21 protein-coding genes and 5 tRNA genes are annotated in these 22,783 nt (G+C 38.8%); 9 read left to right on the top strand and 17 right to left on the bottom strand.

The features are described 5' to 3' along the window. Window positions 1–832: 832 nt before the first annotated feature. The 3 genes from ACHFIY_RS05470 to ACHFIY_RS05460 all read right to left on the bottom strand — a co-directional run bounded on the left by ACHFIY_RS05470 (window position 833) and on the right by ACHFIY_RS05460 (window position 3,929). On the bottom strand, window positions 833–2,383 hold the full coding sequence (locus tag ACHFIY_RS05470; RefSeq protein WP_410845057.1) for an Rne/Rng family ribonuclease: 1,551 nt from the start codon (window positions 2,381–2,383) through the stop codon (window positions 833–835). A 378-nt stretch (window positions 2,384–2,761) separates the two neighbouring features. Next, window positions 2,762–3,610 carry a tetratricopeptide repeat protein gene (locus tag ACHFIY_RS05465; RefSeq protein WP_410845056.1) on the bottom strand — a complete coding sequence of 283 codons (849 nt, stop codon included), beginning with the start codon at window positions 3,608–3,610 and terminating at the stop codon, window positions 2,762–2,764. Between the two features lie 22 nt (window positions 3,611–3,632). Next, complete coding sequence (locus ACHFIY_RS05460; protein WP_489685636.1) at window positions 3,633–3,929, bottom strand: HU family DNA-binding protein; 297 nt, start codon at window positions 3,927–3,929, stop codon at window positions 3,633–3,635. Window positions 3,930–4,995: 1,066 nt separating this feature from the next. On the opposite strand from ACHFIY_RS05460, the gene mutY reads away from it, so the two are divergent. The 4 genes from mutY (at window position 4,996) to ACHFIY_RS05440 (ending at window position 9,610) form a co-directional block, all read left to right on the top strand. Next, complete coding sequence (gene mutY / locus ACHFIY_RS05455) at window positions 4,996–6,069, top strand: A/G-specific adenine glycosylase (protein WP_410845055.1); 1,074 nt, start codon at window positions 4,996–4,998, stop codon at window positions 6,067–6,069. A 283-nt stretch (window positions 6,070–6,352) separates the two neighbouring features. Beyond that, window positions 6,353–7,285 (top strand): glycosyltransferase family 2 protein, encoded by a 933-nt coding sequence (locus ACHFIY_RS05450; RefSeq protein WP_410845054.1) that lies wholly within the window; start codon window positions 6,353–6,355, stop codon window positions 7,283–7,285. A gap of 426 nt (window positions 7,286–7,711) precedes the next feature. Further along, on the top strand, window positions 7,712–8,818 hold the full coding sequence (locus tag ACHFIY_RS05445; RefSeq protein WP_410845053.1) for a glycosyltransferase: 1,107 nt from the start codon (window positions 7,712–7,714) through the stop codon (window positions 8,816–8,818). A gap of 15 nt (window positions 8,819–8,833) precedes the next feature. Continuing rightward, window positions 8,834–9,610, top strand: a complete 777-nt coding sequence (locus ACHFIY_RS05440; RefSeq protein WP_410845052.1) for a hypothetical protein — start codon at window positions 8,834–8,836, stop codon at window positions 9,608–9,610. 20 nt (window positions 9,611–9,630) lie between these two features. On the opposite strand, the gene ACHFIY_RS05435 is transcribed toward ACHFIY_RS05440, so the two are convergent. Then, entirely contained in the window at window positions 9,631–10,677 is a 1,047-nt protein-coding gene (locus ACHFIY_RS05435) for a glycosyltransferase (RefSeq protein ID WP_410845051.1), read from the bottom strand. A 246-nt stretch (window positions 10,678–10,923) separates the two neighbouring features. Between ACHFIY_RS05435 and ACHFIY_RS05430 the strand changes: the two genes are divergently transcribed. Further along, entirely contained in the window at window positions 10,924–11,172 is a 249-nt protein-coding gene (locus ACHFIY_RS05430) for a hypothetical protein (protein ID WP_410845050.1), read from the top strand. 453 nt (window positions 11,173–11,625) lie between these two features. On the opposite strand, the gene ACHFIY_RS05425 is transcribed toward ACHFIY_RS05430, so the two are convergent. From ACHFIY_RS05425 to ACHFIY_RS05415, 3 genes are all read right to left on the bottom strand, one after another. Continuing rightward, window positions 11,626–12,579, bottom strand: coding sequence for a UDP-3-O-(3-hydroxymyristoyl)glucosamine N-acyltransferase (locus ACHFIY_RS05425; protein WP_410845049.1), 954 nt, complete (start codon window positions 12,577–12,579; stop codon window positions 11,626–11,628). 129 nt (window positions 12,580–12,708) lie between these two features. Continuing rightward, the gene (locus tag ACHFIY_RS05420; protein ID WP_410845048.1) at window positions 12,709–13,065 is read right to left on the bottom strand and encodes an Hpt domain-containing protein; all 357 of its coding nucleotides are present in this window, start codon (window positions 13,063–13,065) and stop codon (window positions 12,709–12,711) included. Continuing rightward, window positions 13,062–13,469, bottom strand: coding sequence for a response regulator (locus tag ACHFIY_RS05415; protein WP_410845047.1), 408 nt, complete (start codon window positions 13,467–13,469; stop codon window positions 13,062–13,064). Before ACHFIY_RS05415 ends, ACHFIY_RS05420 begins: the two co-directional genes overlap by 4 nt. Before the next feature lie 1,376 nt (window positions 13,470–14,845). On the opposite strand from ACHFIY_RS05415, the gene gatC reads away from it, so the two are divergent. The 4 genes from gatC (at window position 14,846) to queG (ending at window position 17,919) form a co-directional block, all read left to right on the top strand. Continuing rightward, entirely contained in the window at window positions 14,846–15,136 is a 291-nt protein-coding gene (gatC, locus tag ACHFIY_RS05410) for an Asp-tRNA(Asn)/Glu-tRNA(Gln) amidotransferase subunit GatC (RefSeq protein ID WP_410845046.1), read from the top strand. 171 nt (window positions 15,137–15,307) lie between these two features. Beyond that, the gene (locus ACHFIY_RS05405; RefSeq protein ID WP_410845045.1) at window positions 15,308–16,015 is read left to right on the top strand and encodes an ABC transporter ATP-binding protein; all 708 of its coding nucleotides are present in this window, start codon (window positions 15,308–15,310) and stop codon (window positions 16,013–16,015) included. Window positions 16,016–16,253: 238 nt separating this feature from the next. Beyond that, the gene (locus tag ACHFIY_RS05400) at window positions 16,254–16,841 is read left to right on the top strand and encodes a cob(I)yrinic acid a,c-diamide adenosyltransferase (RefSeq protein WP_410845044.1); all 588 of its coding nucleotides are present in this window, start codon (window positions 16,254–16,256) and stop codon (window positions 16,839–16,841) included. Between the two features lie 58 nt (window positions 16,842–16,899). Then, window positions 16,900–17,919 (top strand): tRNA epoxyqueuosine(34) reductase QueG, encoded by a 1,020-nt coding sequence (gene queG / locus ACHFIY_RS05395; RefSeq protein WP_410845043.1) that lies wholly within the window; start codon window positions 16,900–16,902, stop codon window positions 17,917–17,919. Window positions 17,920–18,035: 116 nt separating this feature from the next. On the opposite strand, the gene nusG is transcribed toward queG, so the two are convergent. The 10 genes from nusG to ACHFIY_RS05345 all read right to left on the bottom strand — a co-directional run bounded on the left by nusG (window position 18,036) and on the right by ACHFIY_RS05345 (window position 22,717). Then, on the bottom strand, window positions 18,036–18,641 hold the full coding sequence (nusG, locus tag ACHFIY_RS05390) for a transcription termination/antitermination protein NusG (protein ID WP_410845042.1): 606 nt from the start codon (window positions 18,639–18,641) through the stop codon (window positions 18,036–18,038). A gap of 5 nt (window positions 18,642–18,646) precedes the next feature. Continuing rightward, on the bottom strand, window positions 18,647–18,841 hold the full coding sequence (gene secE, locus ACHFIY_RS05385) for a preprotein translocase subunit SecE (protein WP_410845041.1): 195 nt from the start codon (window positions 18,839–18,841) through the stop codon (window positions 18,647–18,649). Between the two features lie 80 nt (window positions 18,842–18,921). Next, a tRNA-Trp gene (locus tag ACHFIY_RS05380) sits at window positions 18,922–18,992 on the bottom strand. Between the two features lie 189 nt (window positions 18,993–19,181). After that, window positions 19,182–20,372, bottom strand: a complete 1,191-nt coding sequence (gene tuf, locus ACHFIY_RS05375) for an elongation factor Tu (protein ID WP_410845040.1) — start codon at window positions 20,370–20,372, stop codon at window positions 19,182–19,184. Window positions 20,373–20,528: 156 nt separating this feature from the next. Further along, window positions 20,529–20,600, bottom strand: a tRNA-Thr gene (locus ACHFIY_RS05370). 79 nt (window positions 20,601–20,679) lie between these two features. Further along, a tRNA-Gly gene (locus tag ACHFIY_RS05365) sits at window positions 20,680–20,752 on the bottom strand. Window positions 20,753–20,871: 119 nt separating this feature from the next. Next, window positions 20,872–20,954, bottom strand: a tRNA-Tyr gene (locus ACHFIY_RS05360). A gap of 10 nt (window positions 20,955–20,964) precedes the next feature. Further along, a tRNA-Thr gene (locus ACHFIY_RS05355) sits at window positions 20,965–21,037 on the bottom strand. Between the two features lie 337 nt (window positions 21,038–21,374). Further along, window positions 21,375–21,674 (bottom strand): HPF/RaiA family ribosome-associated protein, encoded by a 300-nt coding sequence (locus tag ACHFIY_RS05350; RefSeq protein WP_410845039.1) that lies wholly within the window; start codon window positions 21,672–21,674, stop codon window positions 21,375–21,377. A gap of 140 nt (window positions 21,675–21,814) precedes the next feature. Continuing rightward, entirely contained in the window at window positions 21,815–22,717 is a 903-nt protein-coding gene (locus ACHFIY_RS05345; protein ID WP_410845038.1) for a tyrosine-type recombinase/integrase, read from the bottom strand. Window positions 22,718–22,783: the final 66 nt, after the last annotated feature.

Raw genomic sequence — 22,783 nt, 5'->3', positions numbered from 1 at the left:
AAAAGTTTTCCGCTTTTTAGTAAAAAAATCACCCTAGCACAACCCTGCTACCATCTGCCCTTAGTTATCCCGAAAGACCGGACCAAACTCTCCCGAGGAAGAGGGAGCAAGAAGATGGTGTGCAAAACGAGAACACGGATACAATTTTTATACTATTACTTTTGTCGGGTTTTTTATTAAAATAGTTTCGGTTTTGCCATTTTTTGGTCTTTTTTTGTTGCTTCGGAATTTTTTTAAATCCTCATTTACTTTGTAAACTATTGATTATCAATAATATTAGTAATATTTTTAGAAGAAAAAAACTATAATTTATGATAATTTTACTATCATAAAGTGATACCAAAGTGATAGTGGAATAATAGTTTTATGATAGTAAAGTGATAATTTAGTGATAAGGAATTATAATGCCCAAATTTTTAAAAACTACTATTTTAATATTAGTAAAAAAAGAACTAGGAAACTGTTGCCTGAAAACTAGCTTTGTAAAAGCTTTGTATCAGGTGCATTTATAGCACAAAGATAAGTTTTTTTTAATTAGCCCTTGTTTTTTGACAAATCAAAAAAGGCAGCCCAAGCGAAAAACTCCTATGCAACAATTAGCCACTAATGCACGAATAGCACTAATTTTTTATATTAATTGGTTGTTTTTAGCTAAACACCAGTTGCTTGGAGGGAGACGTTTATGCGCCCTACTTCTTAGTGTTATTGTGCCTTTGTGGCTAAAAAGTATATGCTATGTGGCGAGTATTAATAAAACAAAAAAGGCAACCGCTAGCAGTTGCCTTTTTCTTACAAATAATATGTGGCTGCAATTTTTTGGGCTTGAGATAAACTAAAACTTTATTTCCTCTTCGTGTTCGTCGTAAAACCTAAACTCTACTAGGTGGAAATTATTGTTTTGCTTGATGACAAGCTTGGTTTTGTATTTCCTTTTCCATTGCCTGCCTATGGAGTTGAAAATGCCTTTTGTAAGGTGCGAGTAAACAATGGGATGCACAAACAAGGTTAGGTTTTTGTGGGCATGGCTTACCAAATAGTTCAATCTTTTTTCTATTTCATCTTCCAGCAGCAGGCTGGCAGTTACTTTGCCGGTACCGTGGCAAACTGGGCAAACCTCCGATGTGTTGATATTCATTTCCGGCTTCATCCGTTGCCGGGTTATTTGCATCAGCCCAAACTTAGAAATAGGTAAAACAGCGTGTTTTGCACGGTCGTTGGCCATCAAGACTTCCGTAGCGTCCTGTAGTTTCTTTCTATTGTCTGGCAGCTTCATGTCTATAAAGTCCACCACTATGATGCCACCTATGTCCCTAAGCCTTAGCTGCCTAGCTATTTCCTCGGCAGCCTCTAGGTTTGTTTGCAACGCATTTTCTTCTTGGCTATTGCTAACACTTTTGTACCCACTATTCACGTCTATTACATGCAGGGCTTCTGTATGCTCTATTACCAAATAGGCACCGCTAGGCAGGTTTACTGTTTTGCCAAAGGCACTTTTTACCTGCTTTGTAATATTGTAGGTATCGAACAATGGCACGCCATTGGCATAGTGGCTTACAATCTCGGCTTTGTCTGGGGCTATGCGTTGAATATAGTTTTTGGTTTCTGTATAAATATTTTTATCGTTAATAACGATCTTGTTAAAATCGGCACTTAACAAATCACGCAGTATGCTGGTGGTCTTGTTTTCCTCGCTCAGTATTTTAATAGGGGCTTCGGCATTCCTTAGGCTTTGCTGAATCTGTTTCCAAGTTTCTTCTAGCGCCAGCAGGTCCTGGTGCAGCTCGGCTGTACTTTTACCTTCGGCAGCGGTACGCACTATTACACCAAAGCCCTTTGGTTTTATCGCTTCTATTATCTTGTGCAGCCTTTTCCTTTCCTCGCCAGAATGTATTTTTTTAGATACCGCAACAATCTCGTTAAACGGGGTAATTACTACAAAACGACCCGGCAGGCTTATTTCGCAACTTAACCTTGGGCCTTTTGCAGCTATGGGCTCTTTCAAAATCTGTACCAGCACATTGGGCTTGCCATTTAGTACTTCATTTATTTTACCAGTTTTTACAATTTCCGGCTCTATCTGAAAATTAGACAGGGCAAAACCACTGCCGTCTTTGTCGTTTATCGCTGTTTGTGTAAATTTAAGCAAAGACTTGGCATAAGGGGAAAGGTCTGTATAGTGCAAAAAAGCATCTTTTTCAAAGCCAACATCCACAAACGCTGCGTTTAACCCTGGTATCAATTTCTTTACCTTGCCCAAATACAAGTCGCCCACAGCAAAACTAGCATTGGTGCCTTCGTTGTGCAGTTCTACTAGCTTCTTGTCTTCCAACAAGGCTATTTCCACGCCATTTGGCGTAGCATTTATAATTAATTCTTTGTTCACAAAATTCGCAACTTTAAATAAACAACTAAAGCATCCTTTGTGAGGGATGTATTATCAAAATCAACATCAGTAATCTTGCCGCCCTCTGGCAAATGGCAGGAGGAAGTAGGAGGTAAAGTTGCAATAATGGGTGAAATATCGGTAGGCAACAAGGAATGATGTGTATTAAATGCTGCAACTGCCGATAGTTTTTTAGCAGTTGCAGCATTTTTTATAAAACCTAGTATAAACTATTTCTTTTTATGACGGTTTTTTCTTAATCGCTTTTTACGTTTGTGTGTAGCAATTTTATGACGTTTTCTTTTTTTACCACAAGGCATACCCGAGTTCTTTTCTTTTGTTAAAAAATAATTGTTTGTCTATCAAAATAGCTTTTTGCTATTGTTTCAATATATTTATCCTTTCTGCCAATTCTTTTTGGGCATTCGGATTTTTTATTTTAGCCATTACTACTTTGTACCATTTTATGGCATCTTGCTTGTTGCCTTTTAGGTCGTAACATTCTGCCAAATGCAAATCTACCTCTACATTTCCTAGGTCTTTATTGGCAATAATGGTAAAATGCTCAATTGCTTTATCAAACTGCCCACTTTTTTTGCCACCCAAGCCCAAAATATATTGGGCATATAGGTTATCAGGGTTTTTCTGTGCTATTTCCCGCACAGGCAGTATGCCTTGCATGGGGTTGTCAGAAATATTGCCCAAAATGTAGCAGGCACCCAAGCCAATTTTGCTGCTGTCATTTGCTGGATTTATTGCTAAAGCCTGCTCTAAAAGAACTTTTGCATTGGATGCCAACCAGTTTTGCATGGCTGGATCCCCCTCAACCATTAGCTTATCTAAAAATTGATGGGCGGCGAAGGTGAGGTTTTTTTCTGAACTTTCCAACTTTGCTGCTTCGGCATTGTAATATGCGTATGGTTCAAACAGGTGCATACTGTCTTTCCAGAAATTGGCAAGCTGTTTATATACTTGTAATTGCTGCTGTTTTATGTCGCCACGGGAAATACTATTTTCTAACCGGGAAAGTTTTTCAGCCTGCCCAGCAGTTAGCCGCTGCTTTGCTTTTGCCAGCAAATCGGCAAACTGTATCGTTGGCTTTGTATTGGCAGCAGCCATGGCGGTGGCTGGGGTATTTTTTTTGGGCGGTATAGTATTGCCATAGAAAAATAATACTGCCACCACTAGCAGCCCTGCTAAAGATAAAATAACTTGTTCACGCTTCACTAACTACTAATTTTTGGCAAAGTTAGCCTTTTGCTTTTTTGCATTTGGTTTTTACATCGCTCAAAAATTCTTTTGCTGGCCTAAAGTCGGGCAGGTACTGTTCGGGTATCACCACTGCAACATTCCTTTTGATGTCCCTGCCTACTTTGGCAGCTCGCTTCCTAGGGTAAAAAGTGCCAAAACCACGCAGGAAAACGCTTTCGCCCCCTATCATGGCCACTTTTAGTTCTTTTACTAACGTTTCTATAGTAAGCAGCACATCAATTTTTGGGATGCCTGTTTTATCAGCTATTTCAGAAACAAGGTCGGATTTAGTCATATTATTTTTTTTAAAAGAAATTATTCATAAGAACACTCAAGTTGAGTTTTGCAAAACAGTTTTGCTGCAAAGAAAGCCATAATAAAATTAATTTACAAAAAATACTCATTTGATTTATTGTTGCTATTTGCCAAAAAGGTTGTTTTATTGCCACAAAGGCGCAAAAACACAAAGAAGCACAAAGGAAAAGAAGTTTAAATGATATTTTTAACAGAACGCTTAGTTACCACTAAGTTTTTTTTACCACATAGTACATATAGGCACTCAGGGCAAAAAAAGCGTAAGCATTGTTTTCTAAATACATTTGATGGCGATGGTATCAGCCCAAACAAACAAATATTTTTATCCTAACAGTTAGCCTGAAACTAGTAAAGTTAAAACCTTTATGCAACCTCTTTTCTTGGGTGCATAAAAGTTTTTCGCTTTGTGGCGATATTCCTTAATCTTTAAAAACCTTATCTTTGTGCCAGAAATGCCCTTGCTAAAAACTAGGTTAAACACATTTTACAAGCTATCAACTAGTATTTGCATCAATATTCTTTTTTTATAATATTAAGATAGTTTTAGCTTAAAAAATTAGCCTTGTATTGATGGCTGTAAAATACGCAAAAATTACGCACAAAATGAGCATAAAATACGCAAAAAGTATGCAGGAATCACTCACAAAATATGCACAAAATAGGCACAAAATACGCATTAAAATTTGCCTTTATTGTTGATAATCAATGATTTAAAGGCGAGGGGACGTTTTTTCAAAAAATCGCAAATAGGAAAAAAAACCGAAAATTGTCAAAACTGAAACTATTTTAATAAAAAACCCAGAAAAAGTAATAGTATAGAAATTGTATAAGTGTCCTCGTTTTGCATCCCATCTTCTTGCTCCTGGGGGTTTTTGTTCCGGCTTTTTGGGATAAGTGGCGGCAGGGTTATAGTAGGGTATTTTTTCACCAAAAAGCGAAAAACTTTTATGCACCCTCTTTTCTTCCTCATTATTTCCTTTTAGTTACTTTGTGTTACTTTGTGCCTTTGTGGCGAAAATAATAGCTGAGTAGATACAAAATTTTTAATGGAAGAAATAACCACATCATTGCTCATGGGCTGGCATAGCCTGCACAATACAAGGCAAATGCCTTGGAAGGGCGAGAAAGACCCCTATAAAATATGGCTGAGCGAAATAATACTGCAACAAACTAGGGTAGAACAGGGCTTGGCGTACTATGAAAAATTTGTGAGCCTCTACCCTACTATACAAAACCTAGCAGCAGCCAAAGACGAGGTTGTTTTTAAGCTATGGGAGGGCTTGGGGTATTACAACCGTTGCAAAAACCTGCTTGCTACCGCCCGGTATATTACGGATGAACTAGGTGGCCTGTTCCCTAGCGAATATAAGGACATTGTTGCCCTTAAAGGCATTGGCCCATACACTGCAGCCGCTATTGCTTCTTTTGCGTTCAACAAGCCTTATGCAGTATTGGATGGCAATGTGTTCAGGGTACTATCCCGCTTGTTTGCCATCGACTCTCCTATTGACAGCACCATTGGTAAACATCAGTTTGCCACGCTGGCTCAAGAAGTATTGGACAAAGAACAGCCTGCTTTGTACAACCAGGCCATCATGGACTTTGGGGCAACCGTTTGCAAGCCTGTGAACCCCCAATGCCATGCCTGTTATTTGCAAAATGCCTGTGCCGCCTATAGCAAGGTTTTGGTGAATAAGCTGCCTGTAAAAGAAAAAGTGCTGTTGAAAAAAAACAGGTGGTTTTATTATTTTATCATCCAGCATCAGGGCACGGTTTGGGTACAAAAACGCACCACGAAAGATATATGGCAAAACCTATACGAGTTTTATTTGCTAGAAGCCAACGAGCAGCAAACCTGGACTGATGCGGCAGTGCAAGCATGGCTTTACCAGCAGCTTGGTATTTCAAATGCGCAACTGCTACAAGTATCGCCATTGCAAAAGCAGCAACTTACCCACCAGCAAATCAGGGGGCAGTTTATACGGGTAAATATTGAAGCTGTACCAGCGAATATGCTAGAGCATCAATGGCAACCGATTGACTCCCTCTCTCAATTGGCGCTCCCTAGGTTTATTAACCAGTATTTGGAGGCGAGTGTTTGGCAGGGGGATTTGTTTTAATTTCTGTTGCTTCTCAATATTTTGCCACAACGGCACGAAAACAAGAAGAAGCACAAATAAGGTGGGTTGCGAAAATTAATACTATAAAAGGCTTTTAAGCCAATGGCAAGAAAGGCACATAAAAGATTTTTCGCATTTTTTAGTTAATCCCAACCCCGACCTCACCCCAGCCCTCTCCGAAAGGAGAGGGAGCAAGAACAAAGGCGAGGGGCAAAGCGAAAAGCCTTTATCAACCTGCAATAATCATCAAAATCAGGCAAATCATTTAATCAGTGGCATAAATATGGATAAATATGTTTCTATAGTAATGTGTACTTACAACGGCAGCAAGTACCTGGCCGAGCAGCTGGAAAGCATTGTAAACCAAGATTATCGGCCCATTGAAATGGTAGTTGTAGACGATTGCTCTACAGACAATACTTGGCAAATACTGCAAGGCTGGCAAAGCAAGTACCCATTCTTTAGGATTTTTCAGAATGAATCAAACTTGGGTTACAATAAGAATTTTGAAAAAGCCATCCAACTAGCTACTGGTGAGTATATTGCCCTGAGCGACCAAGACGATATTTGGATGCCCGACAAAATAAGTTTGCTTGTTGCTGCAATGCAGGCTAAGCCTGATGCAGTTTTGGCACACAGCAAAAACGTGGCAATGGAAAATGGCATACTAAAATATAACCATGCCAATTTGAGGAATTTTTTCGAGGGCACTGACCTTCGGAAGCTATTTTTGCATAGCCAGTTCTCGGGCCACGCCATATTGTTTAAAACAAGCTTGGTGCCAAGCCTTGTGCCTTTCCCCGAAGGGATTATTTACGACTGGTGGATCTCGGTAAATGCATGTGCTGCTGGCAGTATTGTGTTTGTAGATAAAATATTGGTACACCATAGGGTACATGATTCAAATGCCACGAAACAGCTTTCTAAAACCAATTTAACCAGTTCGCTGGATATTGACCAAATTTTAGCATTGTTCCTCACTATAAATGATATGCAACCAACGCACAAGCTATTTTTGGAACAATTGATTGCGGTATTTAAAGCCCATGAACTTAAAAGTGTAGGCACCATAGATTGGGATTTTTTCTTTTTTTTCTTGAAAAACAGAAAAATTATTTATGCACACAAAAAAAGGAAATTGCCCATTATTTCGCAAGTAAAACATGCTTGCCGTTTGGCAAAGAAAAATTTTAGAGGGGCGGGCGGGGAAATTTAGGGCTATGCATTCTCTGTTGAGCAGGTCTCTTGGCTTGTTCCAAAGCTTTACTTGATTTAACCCGGATTTTGCAGTTGAAATCTATTGCAATATCCAACTACTTCAAACACAAGCATTTGCTTGATTTTTTGGCATTGCCATAGTACACTATGTTTTCGACCAAAAATTCGGCTCAAATACTTGTCTTTATTGCATTTAAGCCTTTCATAACGAAGTCAACTGCAAGATCCGGGTTTAAGTGCTTACAACCAAAAGCGAATGTCTAGTATTTCCAAAATTGGAACAGGACATGAGCCAGCTCTAGTGGCTTCATTGAAATAACAGATTGTTTTACCTTTTTCAATAAGGCTGAACTATTATATTTGTTATTTCATGTTATAACTAATTTAAAATAGAAGCAAGATTTATTTAACCATAAATGCAAAAATGAATCAAGAAATTAACTTCAGCGTCTGTTTGTTCGATCACCATAATAATCCATATCCAATTGCAGGTTATGGAGGTGTAGAAAGGTTTAATCAATTACTTTTTAATAAATTAGGATTTCTTGGAATAAAGGTAACTTTAATTTGTGTTGATACTTCAACTATAGAGCCTTCTTTTCCGAATCAATCAATTATAAAATTGTCGCACAGAGGCTTAAAACGAATAAGGTTTGGTAAAACACCCGTATCTAAATATACAAATGCAGAAATATTTCATTCGCATACTTCTTCCGAAAGACACAGCAATTTTAATTTTAAAAAATTTTATGGAAAATGGGTAGCCACATGCCATGGCGACCTAGAAAGAGCAGGCGCACCTTTTTTATGTTTTGTGAGTAGGCAACAAATGGAGCGGCATTTTGAGTTGGATTTGTTGGATGAAGCAATGATAAAAAAAACATTTATTACCCATGGGTGCGTAGAATCCACGCACTTAAAGTATGATGAAACGGGTATTCGCAATAAGATAGTTTGGTTTGCAAGGATTTGCAAAGCAAAAGGCATAAATAGGCTTATAGAGATTTCCAAACGGATAAACGAACCAATTTTGGTAGCAGGCACAATAGACGAAAAAGAGGTGTTTGATGAATTAATAAAACGTGGGAACATAGACTATTATGGCCCAATAAATACAGAGGAGGACAAAGGTATTTTTTTTGCTAAAGCAAAATTGGCATTACACACTAGTGAATTCTTCGATCCATTTCCCCTATCTATCATAGAAGCACAACAATGTGGCGTACCTGTTGCCACATGGGCAAACGGGAGCGTGCTTGAGTCAAATTTTGATACTTCAAACGTATTCCAAAATATTGAAGAAATTGTAGATTACATAAATGAAAAAAGGTTTATGAAATTTAATAACAAAGAAATTGAAAATTGGGCAAAAAATAAATTTTCTGGAGATAGCTTAGTAAATGATTACCTAGGAGTTTATCAATTCGCAAATAATTTCCCTAAAGATGAATATAAAAACCCAATTCATAGTGGCGTTTTTGGAAACATCATCAAAAAATCACTTCATTTGGTAAAAACAATTGATAACTAAATCAATAATATTCAAATGGTAAACATTATTTTTAGGACTTGCGATGTTGTCTTATCTGTGCATCAAGTACCACGGCCATTTGGGCTGGACAAGAAACAAACAATAGAAGTTTCGTTTAAAAGCCTAGTGGCCGCCCTTATCGGCATCCCACACACCATAACGGTATTGGGCGACAAATTATCAGAAGATATGCGGGCTTTTTTCTCAAAATATCCTGTTCTAATGGTTGAGGGTGATTTTGGGAACGATGCTTCTATCAGGAAATCAATAGAATTGGCTTGTGCCTTCCCCCCAGATGAATGGGTATATTTTTGCGAGGACGATTACCTGCACAGAAAAGAAACATTCCGCTACATTTTTAATTTCACGGACAATCTTTCAACCATTATCGCCCCCCCAACTCGAAAAAAACTTTTCAGGAAAGGAAATGAAGAAATAGCCAATGCCGATATTGTGGTTTTCCCACCGGATTATCCAGACAGGTATTCACCCGACAGGAGAAAACAGTCATATATCTTTGTTTCTAAGGATTGCCATTGGCGACAAGTAAACAGCACTACTTTTACTTTCCTGGCAAAATCAGGCTTCATAAACAAGAACAAAAGCGTATTTTTAACAGCATCAAAAAATGCCGATGATGGATATATGAGCCGTAAGTTGTTTGGGAAAAAAAGGTTCGGGAGTAAGTCTCTTTGTGTTTCGCCCATCCCTTCCTTGGCTTGCCACCTTCACACTACCAGCATGTCGGCACTAATTGATTGGGAACAAATAGCATTGGATTGCCTTAAATGAAGTATAAAATATTTGCTAGATCAGGCCTCTTTATTAGGCAGCTTATATTCAAACATCCTTGCAGCAGCCATCGCCTTTCTCAAATCAAATCCCTTCTGCCTTGCACAATATGCCCAATGCTGGCTCATCAACTGGTGGCTCAGGTATTCTTGTTCTGTTTGCCCGGGCGTTGGTATCAGTATCATTTTTTTTTGCAATGCCAGAAGCTCCATTACCGATGTGTAGCCGCTGCGCGCAATAATGTATTCAGAAGCCTCTATAGCCTCCTGTAGTTCTTGCCCATGCAAGTGGTTGTGTACAACAACATTGGGGAGGTTTATCCCTATTGGTGCTGCATTCGGCTTGCCCCTTACCAACAAGCAATCTTGGGTTATAATGGCAAGTTGGCCAAGTATTATATTTTCTAAAACCGTCCGCTGTGGCTCTGGGCCAGACAGAATGATACAGTACGAATAGTAGGTGGGCTTTGGCTCTATGCTTTTTTTAAACCTTGCCAATGGACCAATATACTGCACGGACACCTTAGGCATTTGCCTTGGGTGCGATAATAGGCCAGCAATGTTTTTTTCGCCAGCATAGTCTGGTACCCAACATTCGGTAAACTTGTTTATATAACTGTAATTGATGCGTTGCAGCAGGTATTCCAACCATGCAAACGGGGCTTTTATTGTAAGCTGGTGCGTTATAAAGATACTGGGAACTTTGGTGGAACAAAGCCCATACCGGTTATCGCTTATAACGACATCTATTTGGTGTTTTTCAATTGTTTTTTGCAGCCAATAATGCTCTTTTGCAATGGCAATGGCTATTTTGGGAAATTGTGCCATTAACTTAAAAGGGAGCAGCCATTGCGCTTCACTATACCTAATATTATAGCCTTCCAAAGGCAAAAACTTAATACCAGGAAATTCATTTGTTAATATTGACTTTTGGGCATTGTTACATGCAACTATTACAGAACACTCATTGTCTAATAAATGCCGTATGATTGAAATACACCTTGTCGTGTGTCCCAATCCCCAATCAAGCGGGGCAATCAATATTCTTTTTTTGTTAAATTTTTGCATAAACATTTTGTTCTAAATATAGTGGGCATGTTTGGTTGTAGCTTTATCACCCAATTTTTATTATGGACAAGCAAGTAAACCGTTTGGTTTTTATTTTGTTGATTATAATGGTTACTTCGGTTTCATGTAATGTTTTTTCAAAGTCGCAGGAAAAAAAACAATGTATGTGCCCCACAAGAAAGGTTATTGATTGAAAAAATGAAAATATAGTCTTAAACAATTTAAACAAAGTTACCCCCCTTTGTTATGAAAACAGGAAATCGCGATTTGCTTGTGCTTACCAAATATGAAGTACCAGACCCCATTGCCATGGAACATGAAGTAACGTTGCTGAACAACTTACTTTTTACAGTAGAAAACCTACATACCTTTTGCATCGTAAATGAAATTATAGATGTAAATAGGTATAAGATTATACAAAAGCCTTACCGCATCCAGCAAATGATCCGTGAAAGGAGCATTAAGCCTTTTGTTTTTATTTTTAATAAAAACTAAGACCAGCGTATTTTGCTAACCGATTTGCTTTGCATCCTAATTTTATGCCTCCCTATTTATAAAATAAACCACCACCACAATACATTGCTTGCCACGGAATGAACCCGTGGTTAATATTATTCAACGCATTGCAAGGTTTTTTGAAAAACCTTAATGGGGTGATGTATTCAAAGTGCGTATTGCATAAGCCCCTAGATGCAATTTTCCATTGCTGTATATTCCTTTGGGGGATGCAAAAAAGTATCCCTATAAGCAACTGATATTTTAACTAATAGCAACCTGTTTATATAAACCATTAATGCTATTAGTGCATAAATGGGATGCTTTTTTCGAAGGGCTATACCCATCGCTAGTTATATTCCACCCCTTCGGGGCTTTACTAACCCATTTACCATGAATATTGTTTGGCAGGAGTTTTTCAATAAACAATAGGCTTCTGTTAACGGTGAACGGTCAACTGTCAGCTTCCATCACCTTCTTCCACAATGCAGGTATTCTTTTTACCCATACATTTTCTTTTTGCTTGTCTTTGGCATTCATTACCGGCGTGCCCCAGTAGGTTTTATTGCCTTCTATGGTTTTGTTTACCCCAGCCTGTGCCAGCACCACTGCATTTTCGCCAATAGTAAGGGTTTTGCTTACGCCTACTTGGCCCCAGAGTGTTACGCCGTCTTCCAACGTAGTTACGCCTGCTATGCCCACCTGCGAGCCAATCAAACAGTTTTTACCTATCACTACTTCGTGGCCTAGCTGCACCATATTGTCTATAATAGTGCCTTTGCCCACAATGGTAGATGCGCTCACACCCCGGTCAATGGTGCAGCTGCAGCCTATTTCTACATTGTCTTCTATTATCACATTGCCACAGCTATTCATGCGTTTAAACCAAGCCTCCCTGTTCTTTTTGGTGTTGTAGTAAAAAGCATCGCCGCCTATTACCGTACCTGCCTGTATTACCACGTTGTTGCCAATGATGGTATAGTCTAATATGGTAACATTTGGGTAGATAACACAGTTTTTGCCAATATTTACATGGTTGCCAATATACACATGGGGCATAATGGTGGTGCCTTCGCCAATAATGGCACTATCGCTAATACTTTTGTTGGATGGCTGAAACGGCCGGAAATGATTGGTAATTGTTTGGTATGCCTCAAAAGGGGAATCAACCACTAGCAATGCCTTCCCTTCTGGAACAGTAACATCTTTTGTGTTGATAATAATAAAACTGGCTGCACTTTCTAGGCAGGTGATGTAATATTTAGGATGATCCACAAAAACAAGATCGCCTGCTTCTACTTTGTGTATTTCGTTGATGCCCGTTGCAGGTTTGTCTGTAGTGCCAACTAGCTCGGCGTTGATAAGTGTTGCAACCCATGACAAGGATACCGGTGCAGGAAATTTCATTGTACTTTTTTAGGATGCCAAAGTTGGAGGAAATTTTGAATTTTGAATTTTAAATTTTCCTTTTGCTCAACAAATAGGCACAATAGGTATATAGTTTTGAGAGAAGAAAAGAAAAAAACATAGCCTTTACTACAAATGGTATTGTTCTTTTATCTGCTGCATCGCTTTGGTAAGCACGGCCGCTACTTTTTCAACTATGGCAGGTGTTTCTTCCAGCTCAATTTGGTATTTACCATTTGCTTCAATTGTCCTGATGTCTGCCTTAATACTGGCTATCTGCAAGGTCTCAATATTGCTTTTGAGGCTGTGCGCTTCATCGCCCATGGTTTTCCAGTCTTTATTTTTGCAGGCTTCTACCATCGATTCCACAACAGGAGGTACGGAGGAAATGAAAGTTTCTGCCAGTTCTTTCATAAATGCCTCGTCGCCCATTGCCATGTCTTCAATCATCGAAAGGTCATACAAGCGTTCTTCTCCAGTGTTCATAGCATTTTTTTTCTTTTTTCTATTACAGTGGTAATCAAATTGTATAAATCTTCTTCCTTAAAAGGCTTGCTAAGGTAACCATCCATGCCCAATTCTAAATATTTATCATTAATACCCATTTGTGTATTGGCCGTTAGGGCAATTATAGGAAGGTTATTTTTGGCTTGGCTAGGCATTGCCCTTATGTCTTTAGTAGCAGTTATGCCATCCTTATTAGGCATTTGTATATCCATCAATACCAAGTCAAAATCATTGTTTTCCACTGCTATTACGGCTTCCGCACCGTCTGGGGCAAGCGTAGTGGTGAACCCCCAGCGCTTAAGCACAGTTTTAGCAATGAGCTTGTTAATCTCATTATCTTCAGCGATAAGCACTTTTAAAGGACCAAGTGTATTGTTTACCATAATCTTACTGATGCAATAGAGCATTTATAATAACGAAAAAACAGGCGTAGTATTGTGTAAATCATCAAAATTATACAGTTAATATTTATTTAATGCCCTTTTTTATAAAAAATGTTGGCTGCATAGTGTTTCTTGTAGTTGCATGTTTTTCAAAATTAGTTAATTTGTAAGAACATATCAGCAACGATTAATATTTTATTGTGTTTCTAAACATTTATAAAAGGCTTATTTTTCATTTAGCCATGAAAGCAAGTGGCTAGTAAACGCTGCAAATGGGTGCATTTCAAATCTTCGCTTTTTATTCCCCTTTTTTGTTTATCAACAACATACATAATTGATGGTAATAGCCGCATTTAAATCTCAACCTCTCCCCAGTTATCTCCGAAAGGAGATGGGGCAAGAACAAAAGATGGAATAATAAGAACTAAGCGAATATTTGAAATGGATTTTTTTCCTTTTTTCCGTGATTTATTTTTTTTAGAATCTATCTTTTTGCCTATAACTCATTGATATTCAATTGTTTATATTTTTTAAGCCTCTTTTTTTATTATAATTTAAGTGAATTTTATGATAGTTTATTGATAGTAAAATGATAGTTTATTGATAATGGAATGATAATTTATTGATAGTAAACTGATAAGATTTTGATGGCGGATTATCATTTTCCCTAGTGATATACCAGCTGGTGAAGGAGCTAAAGCTAATGTGGCTAGTTGCTGTTTTAATGTAAAGTTGGCATGGAAAAATATATAGCCCAAAATAAAAATCCTATATGGGGGAAATATGCCCCCATATAGGGGGAAATTTGGGATGCTCATGGGGGCATATTTCCCCATATAGGATTGCGCTTTTCAATATCCCGTAAATTATTCCCAGTTTTACAGTACATGGCGCTCTTTGTCACAGTCAGGCCCCCCCAAACGAACAAGTTGTGCTTGCATACGTCCTTAGCCTTGTGGCACTATTTTTAACATCAAAATAAAAAAGTTATAATATGTACATTTCCCATTCAAAAAAACACGAAAAACACTCACTTTTCACTCACAAAACACTCACAAATCACCCACAAATCACTCATTTTTCACTCATAAAACACTCACCAAACACTCACTTATAAAAAACATAAAATACTGTATTTCAATGAGTTATGTTCGCGAAAGGTCTAAAATTTAAAATCAGGGGCAAAATACCCTGCCAAACAAATGGTGGCAATGCCTCCAATAAGGGTAAAAAAAGATGCATCAGCTCCGTAGCTCTTCTAAGGGGGGGAAAGTAGGTATAGCTATTTTAGGATAAACAATTAGCGAAGTTTTGAAATGCACCCCTGCAAATAAATAATCACCCATTCTTCCAAAGGTTCATTTATTTTTGTTTGCATGGAAGTAACAATTGCACTAGTAGAAAAGCTTGCCAATTTGGCAAGACTGCATTTTACCGATGAGGAAATGAAAAGTTATACTGCCGACTTGCAAAACATGGTTTCATTTGTTGACCAGTTGAACAAGGTAAACACAACAGGCGTAGAACCCGTTTTGCACATGGGCGATGCCGTGAATGCCTTGAGGGACGATGTGGTGAAAGGCAGCGTAACTAGGGAAGAAGCGTTGCTAAATTCGCCTGTGCATGACGCACAGTTTTTTAAAGTGCCGAAAGTGATTAAAAAATAAGTAATTTATAGCCACAAAGGCACGAAAGCTCTAATTATCACTAAGAACGAAGAAAACAGTATTGCACCCTTTGTGTTTTTTCTTTCCCTTAAAAACTTTGTGCCACTTTGTGTTTTTGTGCCTTTATGGCTATGTATAAAACCCTATCAAAAGGCTTTAAAACAATTTGTTATGGCATCTGTTATCTTGTTGGAAAGCATAATGAAATCTTATTTCATGGGTTCGCAGGCTATACCTGTGCTGAAAGGTATATCCCTGAATATTGAAAAGAACGAATACGTGGCTTTGATGGGACCAAGTGGCAGTGGCAAAAGCACTTTGATGAATATTCTGGGATGCCTAGATTCGCCAACTGGGGGGACTTATATCCTCAATGGCAAAGATGTAAGCAAAATGCCTGATGACGACCTTGCAGAAGTACGGAACACAGAAATAGGGTTTGTGTTCCAACAATTTAATTTGTTGCCACGCCTATCTGCCGCCGAAAACGTGGCTTTACCCCTTATATATGCTGGGGTAAACAAGAAAGAACGCATGGAACGTGCCATGGAGGCCCTGAACAAAGTAGGGCTGGCCGACCGTAGCCACCACAAGAGCAACGAACTAAGTGGTGGGCAGATACAGCGTGTGGCCATTGCTAGGGCATTGGTCAACAACCCTTCCTTATTATTGGCGGATGAGCCGACCGGTAACTTGGATAGTAAAACCTCTATAGAAGTAATGGAAATATTTGGCAAAATACAAGAAGCAGGCAACACGGTAGTGCTAGTAACGCATGAAGAAGATATTGCTTCTTATGCCCATAGGGTTGTGAGGCTAAAAGATGGCTTGCTAGAAAGCGACAAGACACAAAAGGAATTTTTGGCAGGGAGGATGTGAGGAGTGAGTGGTGAGGAGTGAATACTAGAATTACTACAAAAGTTTTATTTCACCACACAGAAGCAAAGCAAGATAGTTTTAAGCAGAGGAAACATAGGGATTGGTACGCTTTAAAATTGCTCTACAAACAAGAAAATGTAAAAAATTAGAAACATCATATATTCTCTCCCTTTTTCCCGCTTATTTGGCTAAGTGCCTACTGTACCTGTGTGGTGAAAATTAATAAAAATAAATTATAATGGCTTTTAAGATATATACCAAAACAGGGGATCTTGGCAAAACCGCGCTGATAGGCGGTACCAAAGTGCCTAAAAGCCATATTAGGATAGATGCTTATGGCACTGTTGACGAATTAAACTCATATATAGGACTTGTAAGCGACTGCTGCGAAGACGCACTAAGCCGTAATACTTTGAAAGAAGTACAAGACAGGCTTTTCACCATAGGCTCGTCTCTCGCTTGCGACCCAGACAAAGAGCCGAAAATGAAAATACCAGATTTGCTGGAAACGGACATTGTGTTTCTGGAAAATGAAATAGACAGGATGGAATCAATATTGCCCGTAATGCAAAACTTTATTCTTCCGGGTGGGCATGTGGCTGTTTCCACGGCACATATAGCTCGCTGCATCTGCCGCCGGGCAGAGCGGTGCTGCGTGAACATGCAGGAACATCAGTTATTTGTAGATCCTTTGGTTATTAAATATATCAACCGCCTGAGCGATTATTTATTTGTATTGGCTAGGTACATTGGCCACCAACTGCAAGTACTTGAAGTAAAATGGCAGCCAAGGATTACGGTACAGCAAGGTGCGCAGCAGCAATAAGTTATCAGCCATCAATGGTATGTGGTCAGTAAGTAGTAAGTAAATAAAAGTGTTGCTTGTGTACGCCTGTTGCGAGTATGCTTCGCTTCGTCCTAAAACAGCCAGCCATCCAAACTTTGTTTTACCTTTCAGGCTTTATATTATTTTACTCTTGGGCAAGGAATCATATACTTATTTTATAAAACAAACAGCACAACGCTTGGGTTTTGACTATTGTGGCATAGCACGGGCAGGGATACTGGAGAATGATGCCCGCAGGCTGGAGCAATGGCTAAGCAATGGCATGAACGGCAGTATGGCGTACATGGCCAATCATTTTGATATGCGGATAGACCCCACCAAGCTGCTGCCTGGTGCCAAAAGCGTGATTACCCTGCTAAAAAATTATTCCCCATCTACCATTCAAAACCCAAGTGCTACTAAAATTGCCAAATATGCTTATGGCAAAGACTACCATGAAGTAATACGTGCACAATTAAAAAATTTGCTCTACGAACTAAACCAACACATTGGGGAAGTGGAAGGCAGGGGCTTTGTTGACTCTGCGCCTGTGCTAGAAAGAAGCTGGGCAGTAAAAAGCGGATTGGGCTGGGTTGGCAAAAATGGCAACTTGATAACCAAGCAGCAAGGCTCTTTCTTTTTTATTGCTACACTTATTGTGGATGTGGAACTGGTTTATGACGATGTATATGCAAAAGATTTCTGCGGCACCTGCACCAAATGTATTGATGCCTGCCCAACAGATGCCATCCTTCCAAACAAAGTGGTGGACGGCAGCAAATGCATTAGCTATTTTACCATTGAGCTGAAAGAGCAATTAATACCCGAAAAAATGAAAGGTCAGTTTGACGGATGGATGTTTGGCTGCGACACCTGCCAAGATGTTTGCCCTTGGAACCGCTTTAGCAAACCCCATCAGGAACCTGCATTCACGCCCCTTAACGAAGTATTGAACTACACCGCCACTGACTGGGAAATGCTTACTGAAGAAAGTTTTAAAAGCATATTTAAACACTCGCCGCTAAAGCGATCTAAGTTTCAGGGCATTATGCGGAACGTAAAGTTTATTGAGGGATGATGGGTATGAATTTTAATAATTAGCCACGCATACTTTTTTTATACATTTTATTTAAAACAAAAGAGCCATGGCAATTTAAATTGCCATGGCTCTTTTATATTATCAATCAATTTTTCTTATGCCATCTTTTCTACTTGTATATAGTTCAATTCTACTGGCGTACTTCTGCCAAATATTTTCACGCTTACTTTCAGTTTCTTTTTCTCGTCGTTTACTTCTTCTATCACACCATTAAAATCGTTGAAAGGGCCTTCTATAATCTTGATAATTTCACCAATTATAAACGGCTCATTAATGGTTACCCCTTGGTCGTTCATTTCATCTACCTTGCCCAGCATTTTGTTCACTTCGCTTTTCCTAAGCGAGATAATATTGCCCTTGCTGCCTTTGCCATCTGTGAGAAAGTGCATTACATTGGTTACATTGCTAATGTGCTGAACCAAGTCGTCCTGTAGCTTGCCATCAAATACCTCTAAGAAAATATAGCCAGGATAAAGGTTTTTTTCCCTCATCTGCTTTTTTCCGTTTAGTACTTTGTATATTTTTTCGGTTGGCAGGAATACTTGTTTTACAATAGTAGTCCATCCATTACGGCTAATATCCTTGTCTAAATATTCCTTTACGCTTCTTTCTTTGCCGCTTACAACCCTAAGTGCATAATATTTAGTATTATCAATGGGTGCTTCTACTACTGCTGTATTTGCTACTGGTGTTTCTGCCATTGTTATTACTTAAATAATGAGTAAATCAGTTTTAATAATTGATTACTACTAAAATCCATTACCCATACGATACCTGTGATTAATACGGTGGCAACCAATACAATAACTGTGCTTTGGCTTAGTTGAGCCGTTGTAGGCCAAGTTACTTTTTCTACCAACTCCTGGTAGCTATCTTTGAAATATGCCGAAATTTTGTTCATGGTAATCAATTTAATAAACCCAAACGAAAATGGATGAATCCATGTTTCAAAAAATTAGTTAGTGCAAACTAACCTGTTTGCACGGGCACTAGGATTCGAACCCAGATCAAAGGTTTTGGAGACCCGTATGCTACCATTGCACCATGCCCGTGTAAAGCTATAACCTTTGCAAAGAAAGGCATTAGAAGCTGAAAATGTAAAAAGAACTTTAAAAAGCAAAGTACCCAAGCTTTTCGCCTAAGGTACTTTGCAATGTATATAAACTTTTTCCTATTATTATTTCTCTATTCTTTTCCAATTCTCCTTTAGGAAATATTGGGGTGGGAATTTAGGGGTAGGGTTATTTGATAACTTCAGTAACCTGACCAGCACCAACTGTACGGCCACCTTCGCGGATAGCGAATTTAAGACCCTTTTCCATCGCAATTGGTTGGATTAGTTTAACAGTTAAGTTGATGTTATCACCAGGCATTACCATTTCAGTTCCTTCTGGAAGCGTACACTCACCAGTTACGTCTGTAGTACGGAAATAGAACTGAGGGCGGTATTTATTAAAGAATGGAGTATGACGGCCACCTTCATCTTTCGATAGAACGTAAACTTCACCTTTAAATTCAGTATGTGGTGTAATAGATTTTGGTTTGCAAATAACCATACCACGACGGATTTGGCTTTTTTCAATACCACGCAACAACAAACCTGCATTATCACCTGCTTGGCCTTCGTCCAACAATTTCTTGAACATTTCAACACCAGTTACAGTAGAGGTAAGTGCAGATTCCATTAAACCTACAATTTCAACACCTTCACCAACTTTGATAATACCACGCTCAATACGGCCAGTAGCAACTGTACCACGACCAGTGATAGAGAATACATCCTCAACACTCATCAGGAACGGTAAATCTACCGGGCGAGGAGGCAAAGGGATATAGCTATCTACCGCAGCCATCAATTCCTCAATTTTAGCAACCCATTGTGGGTCTTCAGCCATAGCACCTGTTGCAGAACCTTGTATGATTGGTGTGTTATCACCATCAAAACCATTTTTGGTAAGCAATTCGCGGATTTCCATTTCAACTAGTTCCAACAACTCAACGTCGTCAACCAAGTCAACTTTATTCATGAAAACAACCATGCTAGGCACACCTACCTGACGAGCCAACAAGATATGCTCACGGGTTTGTGGCATAGGGCCGTCTGTAGAAGCAACTACTAAAATTGCACCATCCATTTGTGCAGCACCCGTAATCATGTTTTTCACATAGTCAGCGTGACCTGGACAGTCAACGTGCGCATAGTGACGGTTAGCAGTTTGATATTCAACGTGTGCAGTATTGATGGTGATACCACGTTCCCTTTCTTCTGGGGCACCGTCAATTTCATCATATTTTTTAGCAACATTACCCATGCCTTTTTTAGACAAGATCATTGTAATGGCTGCTGTTAAAGTAGTTTTACCGTGATCCACGTGGCCAATAGTGCCGATGTTAACGTGAGGTTTATCCCTGTTGAAACTTTCTTTTGCCATTTTATTTGTTTTTTTATTTTGTTATTGTTTATTGATTAGTTTATCGGTTAATAAGGCCGGCAAACTGTTTTTTTATGCTTAACTATCCATGATAAACTCATGTATAACAAGTAATTTTTCTTAGGGTTTAAGTAGATATTATCTTCTAAACCAAAGAGCCGTTAGTGAGAATCGAACTCACGACCTCTTCCCTACCAAGGAAGTGCTCTACCCCTGAGCTACAACGGCTTAGAAACCGTTAACAGGTGATAGTGCAAAAATGGCAGGTAATCCATTTTAATATATTACCTGCCAGATATTGCTAATGAGCGAGAGACCAGGCTCGAACTGGCCACCTGAAGCTTGGAAGGCTACCGCTCTACCAAATGAGCTACTCTCGCAAAACAACCACACTAATGTGCCAATAAAAATATTAGCAGAACTAAAAAGCATAGCTATTGCTATGCACTGAACAAAGAACCTAATTGGCTATCTACAATCTAAATAAAACCAAAAACTGTGGGCAGAGTAGGGTTCGAACCTACGTACTCGTGAGAGAACAGATTTACAGTCTGTCGCCTTTAACCACTCGGCCATCTACCCGTACAAAAAGAGCCGAAAACTGGAGTCGAACCAGCGACCTACTGATTACAAATCAGTTGCTCTACCAACTGAGCTATTTCGGCTTTTATAATCCCTATCAATGACCTTCCCTTATTTTGGGATGGCAAAGGTAGTAGATTTTTTTATTTTACAAAATTTAAAAGCTTTTTTTCCAAAACTTTTTTTTCAAACCCTGCCTATTCTATAGTCCTGCAATTTTGTAAAACGCAACCCTGATTATTTTTTCTATCAGAAAATTTCTCGGTGGGTTGCAAATGTAATGGGTGTTTAGTTAAGGAAAGTCAAAGATTTAAAAAAAATCGCTTTTAAAATATTAATTTAAAAATCTTAGTGCTGCTTTGAGCCTTTGTTTCTTAGTGGCAAAATAAAAAAGCCCCCAATTGGGGGCTTCGCAATGTTTTAAGCGGCAAGCTTTTCTTTTTTTCGTTTTATTTGGTTAATGATCGATTCTAAGGCCTGATCGAAAGACTCCTCGAAAGATTTTGATGACGTTTTCACAAAAAACTCGTGCCGGGGTACTTTTACCTTAATTTCTACAATCTTGTCTTTTATCTTATGCACCACATTGTCTAGCTTTAAAAAAACATCTGCTTTCACTATATGGTCGTGAAACGTGTTTAGTTTAGAAACTTTGCGGGATACATACTCAACTAATTTTTCGTCCGCATCAAAATGCACTGTTTGAAGGTTAACATTCATAAAACTTAGTTTTAATTAAAAAAAATGAATAATAAAAAATCCAAGTATTAATGCTACATAGGCACCTGCTTTTATTTCAGAGTACTAATGTAAACCATATTTTTTATGAAAAAATCATTTTTTCTTTTTTTCTAAAAATTTTATGCTTTTGGGTGTGCTTTTTTAAAAACGTTTTTCAGGTTTTCGATGGTGTTGTGCGTATATACCTGTGTAGAGGCTAGGCTACTATGGCCCAGTAGCTCTTTTACTGCATTCAAATCTGCCCCATTATTCAATAAATGCGTGGCAAAACTGTGCCTAAGTATGTGCGGGCTGCGTTTTTGTATAGTGGTAACGGAGGACAGGTGTTTATGCACAAAAGTATAAACGTTTCTCGGTTGCAAGGCTGCGCCTTTTTCTGTGGTAAACAGGTTGTTAAACCCTTCTTTCCTTAGTGGCTTCTCGGCTATGTATATTTTCAACCCTGCAAGCAACTCGACCGATATAGGTATTATCCTTTCCTTGTTGCCCTTGCCCAATACTTTTACTTGGGCATTGTATGTGTCAATGTCATTTTCTTTTAGCCCAATCAGTTCGCTAAGCCTCATGCCTGTGCCATAAAACAAAGCCAGTACCAGCCGCTCGGTTTTACCTTGCCAATCATTGGTAAATTCCACATGGTTAAAAAGCGTGGCTATATGGTTTTCTTGTATAAATTCTGGCAGGCGCTTGCTAATCTTGGGGGTAGAAACGGTGGCCATAGGGTTTACCTCTATTGCTTCCAGCTTCAATTGGTACTTGAAAAATGACTGCAAGGTAGAGGCTTTCCTGTTGATGCTTTTGGCAGTGTTGCCAACGCTTTTTATTCCTGCCAGCCAAGTGCGTATAAATGTGGGAAGGATGGAAGGGATAGAAGGAGCTTCGTAATCCGATGCTAAAAAATTGAAAAACTGCTCCAAGTCGGTTTGGTATGCCGCAACGGTATGGTGCGAATACCTTTTTTCAAATTGAAGGTAATCAAGAAAAGGTTGTATTTGCGGGTATTGCTCGTAGATTGTAGGCATAAAAAAGTAGCCTAAGGTATTGCACCAAGGCTACTTGAATATATTTTGGGAATAAATACCAACGGC

This window comes from Parasediminibacterium schistidii, from assembly GCF_046546515.1.
Lineage (GTDB): Bacteria > Bacteroidota > Bacteroidia > Chitinophagales > Chitinophagaceae > Parasediminibacterium.
The sequence above is the reverse complement of the archived record's forward strand: the minus strand, read 5'-3'. Positions and strand labels throughout refer to the sequence as shown.

Bases quoted from the DNA above. Each gene is read 5' to 3' on its own strand.
- ACHFIY_RS05400 (WP_410845044.1), top strand. From the start codon at position 16,254: ATGGCTTTTAAGATATATACCAAAACAGGGGATCTTGGCAAAACCGCG.
- ACHFIY_RS05425 (WP_410845049.1), bottom strand. From the start codon at position 12,579: ATGAAATTTCCTGCACCGGTATCCTTGTCATGGGTTGCAACACTTATC.
- gatC (WP_410845046.1), top strand. From the start codon at position 14,846: ATGGAAGTAACAATTGCACTAGTAGAAAAGCTTGCCAATTTGGCAAGA.
- ACHFIY_RS05420 (WP_410845048.1), bottom strand. From the start codon at position 13,065: ATGAACACTGGAGAAGAACGCTTGTATGACCTTTCGATGATTGAAGAC.
- ACHFIY_RS05415 (WP_410845047.1), bottom strand. From the start codon at position 13,469: ATGGTAAACAATACACTTGGTCCTTTAAAAGTGCTTATCGCTGAAGAT.
- ACHFIY_RS05460 (WP_489685636.1), bottom strand. From the start codon at position 3,929: ATGACTAAATCCGACCTTGTTTCTGAAATAGCTGATAAAACAGGCATC.
- ACHFIY_RS05445 (WP_410845053.1), top strand. From the start codon at position 7,712: ATGAATCAAGAAATTAACTTCAGCGTCTGTTTGTTCGATCACCATAAT.
- nusG (WP_410845042.1), bottom strand. From the start codon at position 18,641: ATGGCAGAAACACCAGTAGCAAATACAGCAGTAGTAGAAGCACCCATT.
- ACHFIY_RS05405 (WP_410845045.1), top strand. From the start codon at position 15,308: ATGGCATCTGTTATCTTGTTGGAAAGCATAATGAAATCTTATTTCATG.
- ACHFIY_RS05440 (WP_410845052.1), top strand. From the start codon at position 8,834: ATGGTAAACATTATTTTTAGGACTTGCGATGTTGTCTTATCTGTGCAT.
- ACHFIY_RS05450 (WP_410845054.1), top strand. From the start codon at position 6,353: ATGGATAAATATGTTTCTATAGTAATGTGTACTTACAACGGCAGCAAG.
- mutY (WP_410845055.1), top strand. From the start codon at position 4,996: ATGGAAGAAATAACCACATCATTGCTCATGGGCTGGCATAGCCTGCAC.
- tuf (WP_410845040.1), bottom strand. From the start codon at position 20,372: ATGGCAAAAGAAAGTTTCAACAGGGATAAACCTCACGTTAACATCGGC.
- ACHFIY_RS05435 (WP_410845051.1), bottom strand. From the start codon at position 10,677: ATGCAAAAATTTAACAAAAAAAGAATATTGATTGCCCCGCTTGATTGG.
- secE (WP_410845041.1), bottom strand. From the start codon at position 18,841: ATGAACAAAATTTCGGCATATTTCAAAGATAGCTACCAGGAGTTGGTA.
- ACHFIY_RS05430 (WP_410845050.1), top strand. From the start codon at position 10,924: ATGAAAACAGGAAATCGCGATTTGCTTGTGCTTACCAAATATGAAGTA.
- ACHFIY_RS05350 (WP_410845039.1), bottom strand. From the start codon at position 21,674: ATGAATGTTAACCTTCAAACAGTGCATTTTGATGCGGACGAAAAATTA.
- ACHFIY_RS05345 (WP_410845038.1), bottom strand. From the start codon at position 22,717: ATGCCTACAATCTACGAGCAATACCCGCAAATACAACCTTTTCTTGAT.